This window comes from Kribbella sp. NPDC004875 (assembly GCF_042873375.1).
Lineage (GTDB): Bacteria > Actinomycetota > Actinomycetes > Propionibacteriales > Kribbellaceae > Kribbella.
On sequence record NZ_JBIALI010000006.1, the window covers coordinates 391027 to 404411 of the forward strand.

The window sequence follows — 13385 nt, forward strand, 5'->3', positions numbered from 1 at the left end:
GTCGGATTTGACTGGTTAACCCCGGAAGTTGCCGGTTCGCAGCTCGTATACGGACGGCGAAGGGGCTGATTCAGTGGTTAACCACTGAAATGCGGGGGTGCGGGGGCGGGGGTGATGCGGCCGGTTACCTCGCCTAGGCCGAGGCGGGAGCCGTCGGGTCCCGTTGCCCAGGCTGTGATGGTGACGACATCGCCGTCCTCGAGGAACGTGTGCTCTTTGCCGTCGACGATCAGCGGCTCGCGACCGCCCCAACTGAGCTCGATGAACGAGCCACGCTGGTCCTTGCCGGGGCCGCTGACCGTGCCGGAGGCGTAGAGGTCGCCGGTGCGGATGCTGGCACCGTTGACGGTCATGTGCGCGAGCATCTGGGCGGGGGACCAGTAGATGTCCTTGTACGGCGGCGTGCTGACCAGATGTCCGTTCAGTAAGACCTCGAACGTGATGTCGTAGTTGACGAGGCTCTCGCCCGACAGATACGGGAGAACGGGCGGGTCCTGCGCCGGAAGCGGTACGGCGGAGGCCGCCAGCGCGTCGAGGGACACGACCCACGGGGAGATCGACGTCGCGAACGACTTGCCCAGGAACGGGCCCAGCGGGACGTACTCCCACGCCTGCAGGTCACGCGCGGACCAGTCGTTGACGAGCACGACGCCGTACACGTGGTCCTCGAACTCGTCCACGGACACCGGCCGCCCGAGCGAGGACGGCGTACCGACGACGTACCCGAGCTCGACCTCGATGTCGAGGCGCTGGGACGGGCCATAGGTCGGGGCGGGGGCGTCCGGGGCCTTGCGCTGGCCGGACGGGCGGACGATGTCGGTGCCGCTGGCAACGATCGTGCCGGCCCGGCCGTGGTAGCCGACCGGGAGGTGTTTCCAGTTCGGCAGCAGCGGTTCGGAGTCGGGGCGGAACAGCCGGCCGAGGTTCGAGGCGTGTTCCTCGGAGGCGTAGAAGTCGACGTAGTCGCCGACCTCGAACGGGAGTTGCATGGTGACGGCGGACTGCGGGATCAGGTGCGGCTCGACGGTGTCGCGGTCGTTCTCGTTCCGGACCAGGTCGAGCAGCCAGTTCCGGGTCGCGCGCCAGGCCGGGCGGCCGAGTGCGAGGAACGCGTTCAGTGTCGGCTCGGCGAACAGTTGTGCGCCGTCCAGCATCTGCGCCGACGCGACCGGGGCGAGGTCGATGACCTGGTCGCCGATCGCGGCACCCACCCGCGGTTCCTCGTCGCCGAGCCGGAACACGCCGAGCGGCAGGTTGCCGGGCCCGAACGGCGAGCCCGCCGGGATGTCGATCCAGGTCATTCAGTCCTCCAGCAACCGCAGGGTCGTCAGGTCCGCACGCGGTTCGTCGATACTGCACGACCCGAACGACGTGAACCAGCGGCGCGTGCTCGCCGCCTGGTCGTCGGACAGGTTCCGGGCCCGTTCGGCGAGCGTCTCGCCGTCGCGTTCACCGAGCAGCGCCGCCAGCTCGTCCTGGTTCGCACCGTCGAGTGAGGCTCGGGTGGCGAGCAAGACATTGAGGAAGCCGTGGTGCTCGAAGCCGGTGTCCGCGGCCGTGTGCCGGACGGCGTTGTGCAGCCCCGCCGTGCACTTGAACGCGACCTCGCGATCGAGGCACGCCGTGATGAACGCGGCGACCTGCTGCTCGGTCGGGAACAGCACGGCGTCGAGTCCGCCGGTACGGAGCTTCGCGGCGTACCCGGCGTCGGCGATCACGTCGAGGGCGCGTTCCCACCCACCGTCCAGACCGACCTCGACGTACGCCGACTCCTCGTCGAGGCAGTCGTCGCACGCGCGGACCACGCGCAAGGCGTTCCGGGACAGATCGTCCTCGGCGCGCAGCCGGACCTCGACGGCCGTCACCTCGACGTCCTTCGATCGGTCACCCCAGCGGACCGTGGGCTCGATCCCGCCGGCGCCGCCGGAGATCACCACGGACACCCGCAGCGGGGCCGCGCCGGAGCGCGCGGCCTCGGCGGCGACCTTCATCAGGTCGTCGTCGGTGCAGATGAACGGGCCGACCAGGCCGGCGTACGGCGCCTGCAGGTGCGACTGGTGTGCGGCGACCGCCGCGGGCAGCGGCAGGTTGCCCGGCGGGAACATCGACGCGTCGTCGACCAGGTGCCGGTACAGCGGGGGGACGGTTGACATGGGTCCGAGCCTAACGGATGCTTTCGTTAAGCGGACGCTCGCGTTCGAATATCGTACGGGTGGAGTGGGAGACGATGGCGTTCTACCGGCAGGTCGGGGAAGTTCCGCCGAAGCGGCACACGCAGTTCCGGAAACCGGACGGCGAGCTGTACTACGAAGAACTGATGGGGGAGGAGGGCTTCTCGTCCGACTCGTCGCTGCTGTACCACGCCGGCGTACCGTCCGCGATCGTCGACTCCCAGGTGTGGGACCTGCCGGATCTCGCCACCGTCGCCAACCACCCGCTGACTCCGCGGCACCTGAAACTGCACGACCTGTTCACCGACACCTCGAAGACGAACGCGGTCGAGGACCGCCGCCTGGTGCTCGGCAACGGTGACGTCCGGATCTCGTACGTCGTCGCGGAGCAACCATCGCCGTACTACCGCAACGGGATCGGCGACGAGTGCGTGTACGTCGAGAAGGGCTCGGCGACCGTCGAGACCGTGTTCGGCGTACTGAACGCGGTCCAGGGCGACTACGTGATCATCCCGCGCGCGACCACGCACCGGTGGATCCCGGGGCCGGAGGGCGTGCACGCGTACTGCATCGAGGGCAACTCGCACATCGCGCCGCCGAAGCGCTACCTGTCCCGGTACGGGCAGTTCCTCGAGCACTCGCCGTACTGCGAGCGGGACCTGCACGCCGCGGGTGAGCCGCTGGTCGAGGAAGGCACCGACGTCGAGGTGCTGGTGAAGCACCGGGGGAACGGGCCCGCCGGGATCGTCGGGACGCGGATGACCTACGCGACGCATCCGTTCGACGTGGTCGGGTGGGACGGGTGCCTGTACCCGTACACGTTCAACGTGAGCGACTTCGAGCCGATCACCGGGCGGGTGCACCAGCCGCCGCCCGTGCACCAGGTGTTCGAGGGGTACAACTTCGTGGTCTGCAACTTCGTGCCGCGGAAGGTCGACTACCACCCGTTGTCCGTGCCGGTGCCGTACTACCACTCGAACGTCGACTCCGACGAGGTGATGTTCTACTGCGGCGGCGACTACGAGGCGCGGAAGGGCTCCGGGATCGGGCTCGGGTCGATCTCGCTGCACCCCGGCGGGTACGCGCACGGACCGCAGCCGTCGGCGATCGAGGCCTCGCTCGGTGCGGAGCGGTTCGATGAGCTCGCGGTGATGGTCGACACCTTCCGTCCGCTCGAACTGGGCGAAGCCGGTCAGGCCGTCGACGACGGCGTCTACGCCTGGACCTGGGCGGGGCGCCGCAAGAACTGAGTGTGCGGGCGTGTCCCCGGCCGGCGTGTGGGATTCTTTCCCCGTGAGTGAGGACGGGGACACATCGCAACAGGTTGTCGAGCAGGATCCGGAGCAGGACTCGGACCAGGATTCGGAACAGGTTTCACCGCAGCTGACGTCAGAGGCGCCGCCTGAGGCGGCCGGACCGCCGGAGGTGCAGGTGGAGGTGCCGCCGGGACAACAGCACGACCTGGGCCGGCCGTTCGTGGTCGGGATCGACCGCGACGCGGTGGTGCACCGGCGTGCGGTCGTGCGCACCGTCGAGCGCCGCGGCGCCTGGGTGACGCTGGCGATCGCGGTGATCGGGACCGTCGCGGCCCTCTACGCGCTCGTCGCGTTCCGGGGCGCCGGGATGTGGCCGTTCGCGCTGCTGCTGATCCTCGCCATGGTCCCGCTCGCGCTCAGCACCGTGATGGTGTTCCGCATCCAGGCCGAGCGGCAGGAATGGTACGCCGCCAACGAGCTCCCGCCCGTCGCGATGCGGATCTCGGCGAGAGGACTCGAGCTCGCCTGCGACGGAGCGGCGTACCCGGTCGTGCTGCCGTGGGCGACGGTGCGCGGGTTCCGCCAGCAGAAGCTCCTCGGCCAGTACGTGCTCGACCTGTCGCTGGCGCGCGGCGTGAGCGCGACGACCGCCGGCGTACGGGGCCTCGACCAGCCGTCCGTCCGCACTGTCGTCAAGCCGAACCCGCTGCTCCGCCCGATCGGCCTGTTCCTCGTCACCGCCCTCGACCAGCCCGTCCACATCATCGACGAGGCCATGAAGCACTTCTCCGACGGCAGGGCAGGCATCGACCGATGACCCAGGAGCAGGTCTGGGCGGCCCGCAGGCTGTGGACGGAAGTGATCCGCCTGCGCATCGCCACCGGCTTGCTCGTCGCGACCGGGCTGGTGCTGCTGTTCCTGCTCGACACTCCCCTGCCCGGCCTGCTCGTCGCCTTGAGCGCGTTCTTCGTGTACGGCGCGGCAGCCACTCGTGCCGCCCGCCTCCGCAAGCTGCGGAAGTCACTCCGCGATCAAGCCCGCTGAGTGGTCAGCAGCCGACGCCGACCGCCGCGCAGTACCGCGCTCAGCAGGGGAGCGGTCGGTACGTGTAGCCGAGCTTGGTGAGTTTGGTGAGGGCCTGGTCCAGCGCGGCGACGGTCTGGGAGCGGTTACCGCCGCCGTCGTGCATCAGGATGATCGCGCCGGGCCGCGCACCCGACATGATCGCGTGCTCGATGTGGGCGGTGCCGGGCTTTTCCCAGTCCAACGTGTCGACGTCCCAGAGCACCTGCCGCTGGTGGTACGCCGCCGCGATCGCCTGGATCTTCGCGTTCGTCGCACCGGTCGGCGGACGCAGGCACTTCGACTTCACGCCGGTGCCGATCTCCTGCCGGATCTTCGCGTCCGGGAGCAGCGTCAGCGTCTTGTGGTCGAACGTGTGGTTCCCGACGTGGTGACCGGCGGCGCGCTCGGCCGCGACCAGCTCCGGGTACTGCGCGACCTGGATCCCGAGCACGAAGAACGTGGCCTGCGCGTGGTGCTTGCGCAGTACCTGCAGGACCTTCGGCGTCCACTCGTGCTGCGGTCCGTCGTCGAACGTCAGGTACAGGACCTTGCCGTGCGCGGCCAGGTTCCAGTCGTCGGCCGGCGGTTTGGGAGCCGGCGGCTTCGGCGCCGGAGGCTTCCGGGTCGCGGTCGACGACGGCTCGCCGCGTTTGGAGGTCACCGGAACGCTCAGCAACCCGTGGTTGGGCGTCTGCGCGACGGGTGCGGCGGCAGACGTGACCGGCGGCGAGGAGGGCGTGGCGGCTTGGGCGAGGACGGCACCGCAGAGCAGGGCGGCGACCAACGGCAGAACTTTGCCGGGCGGCTTGGTCATGGGGGGAATCTTCTCCTGCGACCCGGGCCATCCGTCCACCGGGTGGGGGTGTGTCGCCCGTATCGTGGGCTCCCGTGCCGGAGATCCCGGCGAAAGGACCAGTGAGGCGGCCGATGACGGACAGCGGTGAGCGTACGACGATGACCAGACGAACCCTGATCGGTGGCGCGACCGCCCTGGCCGCGGCCGGGTTCCAGGCCGTTCCGGCGTACGCCGGAAGTGCACCGGGCGGATCCGGGAAGACCGTCCGGCTGACCGTGATGGGGACCACGGACCTGCACGGCAACGTCTTCAACTGGGACTACTTCAAGAACACCGAGTACGACGACTCCGCGCACAACGACATCGGCCTGGCCAAGGTCTCCACCCTGGTCACCGCGGTCCGCGACCGGATCGCCGAGGATCGGCACGCGCCGCCGCCGCTGCTGCTCGACGCCGGTGACACCATCCAGGGCACGCCGCTGGCGTACTACTTCGCGAAGATCGAGCCCATCACCGGCGGTCACCTGCACCCGATGGCGGCCGCGATGAACCGGATCGGGTACGACGCCGCCGCGCTCGGCAACCACGAGTTCAACTACGGCCTCGACATCCTCCGCAAGTTCCAGCGGCAGTTGCAGTTCCCGCTGCTCGGGGCGAACGCGCAGGACTCGACCACGGGTCTGCCCGCGTTCCCGCCGTACGTGCTGAAGCGGGTGCACGTGCCGGGCGAGAAGCCGATCACGGTCGGCATCCTCGGCCTGACGAACCCGGGTATCGCGATCTGGGACAAGGCGAACGTCGAGAACAAGCTCACGTTCGGCGGCATCGTCGAGCAGGCCAAGGTGTGGGTGCCGCGAGTCCGCAAGGCCGGCGCCGACCTCGTGATCGTCTCCGTGCACTCGGGGATGGACCTGTCCTCGTCGTACGGCGACGCGCTGCCGTTCCCGGAGAACGCGTCGGTGCTGATGGCCGAGACGGTGCCCGGCATCGACGCCGTACTCGTCGGGCACGCGCACCAGGAGATCCCTGAGCGGTTGGTGACGAACAAGACCAGCGGCGAGCAGGTGGTGCTGAGCGAGCCGCTGAAGTGGGGCATGCGGCTGTCGCTGTTCGACCTGGACCTGCAGAAGGTCCGCGGGCAGTGGAAGGTGGTCGGCCGGCACAGCCAGGTACTGAACGCGAACACCGTCGACGCCGATCCTCGTGTGGTGGCCCTGCTGCAGAAGGACCACGACAAGGTCGTCGAGTACGTGAACTCGAAGATCGGCACCTGCACCGAGGCGATGTCCGCGGCCACCGCGCCGTGGGAGGACACCGCCGCGCTCGACTTCGTGAACTTCATCCAGGCCGACGCGGTCTCGAAAGCACTCGCCGGTACGCCGCAGGCGACGCTGCCGGTGCTCGCGATCGCGGCGCCGTTCAACCGGGACGCCGCGATCCCGGCCGGTGACGTGTCGGTCCGCGATGTTGCGGGGCTGTACGTGTTCGACAACACGCTGCTCGCGGTGACGATGACGGGGGCGCAGGTGAAGGAGTACCTGGAGTTCTCCGCGCAGTACTTCAAGCAGGTCACCGGGACGGGCCCGTTCCCGTCCGACCAGGTCACCAACGCGCCGACCTCGACCGCGCCGAGCGGTACGCCGGACTACAACTACGACATCCTCGGCGGGCTGACGAAGCCGTTGACGTACAAGATCGACATCGCCAAGGCCGTCGGCTCTCGCATCACGGACCTCGCGTACGACGGCGTACCCCTGGCCGCCGATCAGCAGTTCGTGGTCGCGGTCAACAACTACCGCCAGTCCGGCGGCGGCAACTTCCCGCACGTCAAGACCGCGCCGGTCGTCTACAACCGCCAGGTCGAGATCCGCCAGCTGATGATCGACTACGTCACCACCACCGGCACCGTAGACCCCAAAACCTTCCACACCACCGACTGGTCCCTGGTCTCCAACGGCACCCCCATCACAGTCACCCCCTGACACCTCGTGGTGTCCAAACGCCGCCCCCGCCGTCGACGCGAGCCGCTCGAACACCCGGGGAGGACCTCGGACAAGCAATAGCTTGTCCGAGGTCCTGAGCGGAGGTCCGCGGTGGGTAAGAGGGCGCTCCGGTCCGCCGCGTGCTCGGGGTGCCGTGGTGGGTTAGCGGGCTTGGGTCGCTAGGTATTCGTCCAGGCCGGGGCCGTTGAGGGGGTAGTAGTCGGAGAGGCGGCCGCCTTCGTCGAGGCGGCGGCGGGCGAATTCTTCGCGGCCTTGGAGCTCGAGGGAGTCGGCCGACAGGGAGACGGCGACCTTCTGCGGTACGGCGACCGCGCCGTCCTCGTCGGCCACGATGATGTCTCCGGGGGTCACCAGCGTCCCGCCGACACCGACCGGCACGTTGAACGCGGCCGGGAAGAGCTCGGTCTGGGACGCGTAGTGCGGTGTCACGCCGGTGCACCACACCGGCACCCCGAGCGCCCGGATCCGGGCCGCGTCGCGGACCCGGCCGTCGACCACGATGCCGGCGCCACCACGCAGCTTGAAGTACCGAACGAGCATGTCGCCGAGGCACCCGGTGAACTGACTCGCGTACGCCGACACCACCAGCACGTCACCCGGCTGAATGGACTCGAGCACGCCCCACAACGCCGTCTTCCGCTCGGCGTACTCCTGGTCCGCGCTGGTGAAGATGTCCTCGCGCTGCGGCAGGAACTGCAGCGTCACCGCACCACCGAACACCTTCACATCGGGCGTCCGGTGCAGCGGCACCGGCCCGTTGATGAAGGTCCGCGTGATGCCCTGCTGGTGCAGCTTGGCGCACGCCGTCGCCGCGCTGACGTCGGTCAGCGCGCCGAGCATCTCGGCGGTCGGCCGGGAGAACGTCGCCGTCTGCACCGGGGACAGCTGTGCGTCGTAGGTCTCCGGATGCGCCGCCGCGCGATCACCGTTCAGGTCCATGTGCTGCCTTTCGCTGCGCCGATGACTTTATCGCCTATCGATGATAGATGTAACTGCCGAGACAGGTTCGCTGTCAACTGGATCTTGACTCCGGACAGCTTCTCCATAAGATCATCTATCGATAGGCGATCATAGGAGGTGAGGCGGATGGCAGTACGTCGTTGGTCGGCGGCACTCGCGGTGTCCCTGCTCGCGTCTCCGGTCGTCGCTCCGGCGCAGGCGGCCGGTCCGACCACCTACTACGTCGCGCCCGCGGGCGACGACTCGGCAGCCGGAACGTCGACGGCGCCTTTCCAGCACATCCAGCGGTGCGCGACGGTGATGGTTGCCGGCGACACCTGTGAGATCAGGTCCGGCACCTACCACGAGACCGTCGTACCTGCGGCTTCCGGTACGTCGTCCGCGCCGATCACGTACCAGGCCGCGGCCGGGGCCACGGTCCGGGTCGACGGCACCGAGCCGGTCACCGGGTTCGCCAAGGTGACCGCGGCGGACCTCGCGTCCCTCGAAGCCTCCGACGCCTACCTCGCCGGCTCGGACTTCGCGACCGCCGTGGGGCAGGGCCAGATCTACCGCGCGAACGTGACGCTCGGCGCCGACCCGCAGATCTTCGTCGACGACCAGATGTACATCCAGGCGCAGTGGCCGTACCCCGGTCTCGACCTGATAAACCCGACCATCGAGCGCACCCAGACCGGCACCACCAACACCACGATCGTGGACGCGAACCAGAGCCGGCCGGCCGGTTACTGGAACGGCGCGACCGTCCTGATGAGCTATTGGTACGCCTCCCAGACCGGCACGGTCGCGAGCTCGTCACCCGGCTCCATCACGCTGAACGCAGCGGCCGGTTGCGCGGGCATCAACGCCGGTGACACCCGCTACGCGCTCTGGGGCAAACTCGGCGAACTCGCGCACCCCGGCGAATGGTTCTACAACGCCGGTGCCCTCTACCTGTACGGCGATCCCGCGGGCCATGCCGTACGGGCGAAGGCGCGCGATCTCGCCTTCAACCTGACGTCGGCCAGTTATACGACGGTCCGCAACCTCGACATCTTCGGCGCCACGCTCAAGACGTCCGGCACGAACAACCTCTTCGACGGTCTCGACGCCCGCTACCTGACGCACTACACCCAGCTCACCGCCCCCGGCACGAGCTGCAACGTCTCGGTCGGCGTGAGTACCGGCCTCCAGCTCCGCGGCTCGAACAACGTGCTGCAGAACAGCACGATCGCCTACAGCGCGGGATCCGGCGTACTGCTGGCCGGAACGAACAACCGGGTCGACAACAACAAGATCAGTTACGTCGACTACATGGGCACGTACGCGTCCGGCATCGCCGTCACCGGCAGCGGAGCGACCGTCACCCGCAACACAGTCACCGACGTCGGCCGAGCAGATGTGTCACTTGTCTGGGGCAACGGATTCAGCCCGTCCACGATCTCGTACAACGACCTGTCCGGCTACGACCACCTCAGCACCGACGGCGCCGCCGTCTATTTGTGCTGCGGTTCCGACATGGCCGGTACGACGGTGCACCACAACTGGCTGCACGACGCGGCCAACCTGCCCGGGATCAACGCCTTCGCCGAAGCCGGAGCGTACGCCGACAACGGGCAGAGCAATCTGGTTTTCCACAACAACGTCGGCTGGGGCAACCTGCACCACACGATCATGCTGCACGGCCTGAACGGCGCCAGCCCGAACAACCTCGTCTACAACAACGACGGCGGGGTCTACCTGCTCGGCATCACGAGCGCGTCCGGCACCCAGATCGTCAACAACCTCGGCGATGTGGCCAACCCGCCCGCGGCCGGTTCCGGGATCACCATCTCGAACAACCTGCCGGCCAGTACCGATCCGCAGTACGTCGATCCGGCGGGTCTCGACTATCGCCTGCGGGCGACGTCACCCGCGCGGAACGCCGCGACGCCGATCGCCGGCGTCACGGACGGATCGACCGACCCGGTGCCGAGCCTCGGCGCCTACCAGTACGGGGGAACGTTCTGGATCCCGGGGGCCACGTGGTGACCAGGTCACCGCTTGCCCTTGACAACGACTAAGCACTGGAGTGTGAGCGACATGAGACAACTGTGGCGTCGTGCCTCAATCGCCGCGGTTGCGGCGACGGCACTGATCGGACTGGCGGCCTGTGGTGGCGGCGAGTCCGGGTCGTCGGGCCAGCCCGGGCCGACCACGCTGCGGGTGATCGTCAACATCACCCCGAACCTCACCGAGGCGTACTGGACCGAGCTGTTCGGCAAGTACGAGCAGGCGCACCCGGACGTCAAGGTGAAGCTGGAGCTGACCGGGACGATCTCCGCGAGCGCCAAGCTGACGCAGGACCTGGCCGCCGGTGACCCGCCGGACATCGCGCAGCAGATCACGCCGACCAAGGACAACGTCAGCCTGCTCGCCGACCTGACCGACCAGGCGTGGGTCAAGGACACTCCGCTGAGCGAGCAGTACGCGATCGACGGCAAGCGGTACGTCGTCGGCGTCGGCGAGCAGATCCAGTCGCTGGTGTTCTACAACAAGGCCGCGTTCGCCAAGGCCGGTCTGGACCCGGCGACGATCAAGACGATGGAGCAGTTCGGTGCCGCGATGGCGAAGCTGAAGGCGGCCGGGTTCACCCCGCTGCAGACGGCGGGCCAGTGGGTGCCGGGCGCGCAGTTCTCGATGATGGCCGACGCCGGCGTACTGACCGCCGACCCGGACTGGACCGTGAAGCGCAACGACAAGCAGGCCACGTTCAAGGACAGCGGGTACCTGCCGTACCTGAAGGCCTACAAGTCCTGGATCGACGCGGGGTACCTCGACAAGAGCGCGCTCGGTCTGACCTACGCCGACGGGCAGACCGCGTTCCTGAACGGGAAGTCCGCGATGTACATCATGGGCTCGTACTTCGTGCCCGCGGTCGACCAGGCGAAGAAGAGTGACCAGATCGGTGTCTTCACGATGCCGACCGACGGCGCCTACCCGTCCGGCCAGTTCGGCAACATCGCCAGCCCGTACGTCGTCGTCAACAACTCCAAGCACAAGACGCAGGCGATCGAGTTCGTGAAGTGGCTGGTCACCGACCCGGCCGCGGTCGAGAGCCAGCTGGCGTCGGACGGCAACCTCCGCAAGGGCTTCACGTACAAGACGTCCAGCCTCGGCACCGGCGTCCAGAAGATCCTCGACGGTGCGCCGTCGGTGCTGGTCAAGTCCGGCACCCACCAGCCGATCGAGGGGTTCTCGGGCGAGCTGAACACGCGGATCCAGTCCCTGTTCACCGGCGCCTCGCCGGAGCAGGTCGCCGACGGTTTGGACAAGTGGTGGAACTCGCAGAGCTGACCCACCGGCGGCAGGTGCGGACCGCGAGGCTCCGGGAGACGGCGATCTCCGTGGGTCTCGCGGGCCCGGCCGTGCTGCTGTACACCGTGATGACCATCGTGCCGGTCGGCGTCGCCGTCTACCTGAGCCTGACGAACTGGAACGGCTTCTCGGACGCCGTGTTCATCGGGCTCGGCAACTACCGGCACCTGTTCGACGACCCGAACTCGACGCGGGCGTGGTACGTGACCGCGATCGTGGCGGTGGCCGGCTCGATCCTGATGCTCGGCGGCGGTCTGTCGTACGCGCTGATCCTGAAGGAGAAGTCGGTCGTCAACTCGTTCTTCCGGGCGCTGGCCTACTACCCGCACGTGATCAGCGCGCTGATCCTCGGCTACCTGTGGGCGGCGATCCTCGGCACGAACGGCGCGGTCAACAACACCTTGCAGAAGTTCGGTGTCGGGCCGGTCGGGTTCCTGTTCGAGGAGAGGCTGGCACTGGTGACGCTGATCGCCGTGATCGCCTGGGCCGGCTTCGGGTTCAACGTCGTGCTGTTCGTGGCCGCGTTGCAGACGGTTCCGGCCGAGCTGCTCGAGGCGGCGCAGATCGACGGGGCGAGCGCTCGCCAGATCAACACCCAGGTGATCGTCCCGATGATCGCACCGGTGGTGACGGTGGCGACCGTCCTGAACCTGATCGGCCTGATCCGTACCTATGACCTGGTGGTCAGCCTGACCGGCGGTGGACCGGCCGGCGCCACACAGACCTACGGCTACCTGATCCTGGCCCGGTCGTTCGAGGGAACGAAGGTCGGCTATGCGACGGCGCAGGCGGTGTTCCTGATGATCGTGTCGGCCGCGCTGGCGCTGCTGGTGACCGCGCTGCGGAACCGCCAGGACCGAGCGGCGACGGGGTAGGAGACGCGATGGCACTCGATCTCGAGACGAAACCAACGATCCAGGCGATCCCACGGCGGGAGCCACCACCGGCGGTACGCCGGTCCGTGGTCCGCCCGATCATGCTCGGACTGTTGTTCGTGCTGATGACGATCCCGGTCTACCTGCTGCTCGTGAACAGCTTCAAGGACCAGCAGGACATCCTCGGCGGACCGTTCTCGATCCCGTTCGGCAAGCTCACCCTGGAGCATCTGCAGGCGGCGATCAGCAGCCCGCAGTTCAACGTGATCCGCGGCTACGGGTTCACGTTGTTCCTGGTGGTGACCGTTGACGTGCTGTGCATCCTGTTCGCCGGACCCGCGGCGTACGTGATCGCGCGGAGCATGAAACGCCGTACGCAGCTGTTGCTGCTGTACTTCCTGGCCGGGACCTTCATCCCGGGCGCGGCGCTGATCATCCCGGTGATCTACGTACTGCGCTCGCTCGGGCTGGCGAACACGGTCGCGGGACTGATCGCGCACGACGTGGCGTCGACGCTGCCGGTGAGCATCTTCTTGTTCGTCGGCTTCATCCGGACCATCCCGGTCGACATCGACCACGCGGCGCAGATCGACGGCGCGGGCCGGTACCGGACGTTCTGGACGATCATCTTCCCGCTGATGCGACCGGGCGTGGTGACGGTGCTGATCCTGAACTCGATCGGGATCTGGAACGACTTCGTCAGTCCGCAGATCCTGCTCAGTCCGGGCTCGGGGCGGTACACGGTGACGACGGCGATCTACGCCGGGATCAGTCAGTACTCGACCGACATGACGAAGGTGTTCCCGAACCTGTTGCTGGCGATCGCGCCGGTCATCGTCTTCTTCATCTACATGCAGCGGCACATCATCAGCGGGCTGACCGTCGGCGCGGTGAAGGGCTGAGAAGGAGGTGCTCCGCGGGGC

The 13385-nt window shown here is 68.1% G+C and carries 12 protein-coding genes; 8 read left to right on the forward strand and 4 right to left on the reverse strand.

What is annotated here, in order from left to right:
* Nucleotides 1-77 precede the first annotated feature (77 nt).
* Nucleotides 78-1301, reverse strand: coding sequence for a fumarylacetoacetase (gene fahA, locus ACFYRH_RS32340; protein WP_387783252.1), 1224 nt, complete (start codon nucleotides 1299-1301; stop codon nucleotides 78-80).
* Nucleotides 1302-2153, reverse strand: a complete 852-nt coding sequence (locus ACFYRH_RS32345; protein ID WP_387783254.1) for a hypothetical protein — start codon at nucleotides 2151-2153, stop codon at nucleotides 1302-1304.
* A 74-nt stretch (nucleotides 2154-2227) separates the two neighbouring features.
* Between ACFYRH_RS32345 and ACFYRH_RS32350 the strand changes: the two genes are divergently transcribed.
* From ACFYRH_RS32350 to ACFYRH_RS32360, 3 genes are read left to right on the forward strand one after another with little or no spacing between them, the layout of a single operon-like run.
* Entirely contained in the window at nucleotides 2228-3421 is a 1194-nt protein-coding gene (locus tag ACFYRH_RS32350; RefSeq protein WP_387783955.1) for a homogentisate 1,2-dioxygenase, read from the forward strand.
* A 43-nt stretch (nucleotides 3422-3464) separates the two neighbouring features.
* Complete coding sequence (locus ACFYRH_RS32355; protein ID WP_387783256.1) at nucleotides 3465-4244, forward strand: hypothetical protein; 780 nt, start codon at nucleotides 3465-3467, stop codon at nucleotides 4242-4244.
* A complete protein-coding gene (locus ACFYRH_RS32360) occupies nucleotides 4241-4471 on the forward strand; it encodes a hypothetical protein (RefSeq protein ID WP_387783258.1) in 231 nt (76 codons plus the stop codon). The genes ACFYRH_RS32355 and ACFYRH_RS32360 overlap by 4 nt, the downstream gene beginning before the upstream one ends.
* A gap of 40 nt (nucleotides 4472-4511) precedes the next feature.
* Here ACFYRH_RS32360 and ACFYRH_RS32365 read toward each other — a convergent pair whose 3' ends face one another.
* Nucleotides 4512-5306, reverse strand: coding sequence for a polysaccharide deacetylase family protein (locus tag ACFYRH_RS32365; protein WP_387783260.1), 795 nt, complete (start codon nucleotides 5304-5306; stop codon nucleotides 4512-4514).
* 140 nt (nucleotides 5307-5446) lie between these two features.
* On the opposite strand from ACFYRH_RS32365, the gene ACFYRH_RS32370 reads away from it, so the two are divergent.
* A complete protein-coding gene (locus ACFYRH_RS32370) occupies nucleotides 5447-7270 on the forward strand; it encodes a bifunctional metallophosphatase/5'-nucleotidase (RefSeq protein WP_387783262.1) in 1824 nt (607 codons plus the stop codon).
* Between the two features lie 162 nt (nucleotides 7271-7432).
* Here the strand turns inward: ACFYRH_RS32370 and ACFYRH_RS32375 are convergent, their stop codons facing one another.
* Complete coding sequence (locus tag ACFYRH_RS32375; RefSeq protein WP_387783264.1) at nucleotides 7433-8230, reverse strand: hypothetical protein; 798 nt, start codon at nucleotides 8228-8230, stop codon at nucleotides 7433-7435.
* 147 nt (nucleotides 8231-8377) lie between these two features.
* On the opposite strand from ACFYRH_RS32375, the gene ACFYRH_RS32380 reads away from it, so the two are divergent.
* The 4 genes from ACFYRH_RS32380 to ACFYRH_RS32395 are packed head-to-tail and all read left to right on the forward strand — an operon-like array spanning nucleotide 8378 to nucleotide 13364.
* Nucleotides 8378-10261 (forward strand): right-handed parallel beta-helix repeat-containing protein, encoded by a 1884-nt coding sequence (locus ACFYRH_RS32380; RefSeq protein ID WP_387783266.1) that lies wholly within the window; start codon nucleotides 8378-8380, stop codon nucleotides 10259-10261.
* A gap of 51 nt (nucleotides 10262-10312) precedes the next feature.
* Complete coding sequence (locus tag ACFYRH_RS32385; protein ID WP_387783268.1) at nucleotides 10313-11566, forward strand: ABC transporter substrate-binding protein; 1254 nt, start codon at nucleotides 10313-10315, stop codon at nucleotides 11564-11566.
* Complete coding sequence (locus ACFYRH_RS32390; RefSeq protein ID WP_387783270.1) at nucleotides 11548-12462, forward strand: carbohydrate ABC transporter permease; 915 nt, start codon at nucleotides 11548-11550, stop codon at nucleotides 12460-12462. The genes ACFYRH_RS32385 and ACFYRH_RS32390 overlap by 19 nt, the downstream gene beginning before the upstream one ends.
* 8 nt (nucleotides 12463-12470) lie before the next feature.
* On the forward strand, nucleotides 12471-13364 hold the full coding sequence (locus ACFYRH_RS32395; RefSeq protein ID WP_387783272.1) for a carbohydrate ABC transporter permease: 894 nt from the start codon (nucleotides 12471-12473) through the stop codon (nucleotides 13362-13364).
* The last annotated feature ends 21 nt before the right edge of the window (nucleotides 13365-13385 follow it).

Coding starts and splice junctions, on each gene's coding strand:
- ACFYRH_RS32360 (WP_387783258.1), top strand. CDS start 4,241: ATGACCCAGGAGCAGGTCTGGGCGGCCCGCAGGCTGTGGACGGAAGTG.
- ACFYRH_RS32370 (WP_387783262.1), top strand. CDS start 5,447: ATGACCAGACGAACCCTGATCGGTGGCGCGACCGCCCTGGCCGCGGCC.
- ACFYRH_RS32375 (WP_387783264.1), bottom strand. CDS start 8,230: ATGGACCTGAACGGTGATCGCGCGGCGGCGCATCCGGAGACCTACGAC.
- fahA (WP_387783252.1), bottom strand. CDS start 1,301: ATGACCTGGATCGACATCCCGGCGGGCTCGCCGTTCGGGCCCGGCAAC.
- ACFYRH_RS32395 (WP_387783272.1), top strand. CDS start 12,471: ATGGCACTCGATCTCGAGACGAAACCAACGATCCAGGCGATCCCACGG.
- ACFYRH_RS32350 (WP_387783955.1), top strand. CDS start 2,228: ATGGCGTTCTACCGGCAGGTCGGGGAAGTTCCGCCGAAGCGGCACACG.
- ACFYRH_RS32365 (WP_387783260.1), bottom strand. CDS start 5,306: ATGACCAAGCCGCCCGGCAAAGTTCTGCCGTTGGTCGCCGCCCTGCTC.
- ACFYRH_RS32385 (WP_387783268.1), top strand. CDS start 10,313: ATGAGACAACTGTGGCGTCGTGCCTCAATCGCCGCGGTTGCGGCGACG.
- ACFYRH_RS32345 (WP_387783254.1), bottom strand. CDS start 2,153: ATGTCAACCGTCCCCCCGCTGTACCGGCACCTGGTCGACGACGCGTCG.
- ACFYRH_RS32380 (WP_387783266.1), top strand. CDS start 8,378: ATGGCAGTACGTCGTTGGTCGGCGGCACTCGCGGTGTCCCTGCTCGCG.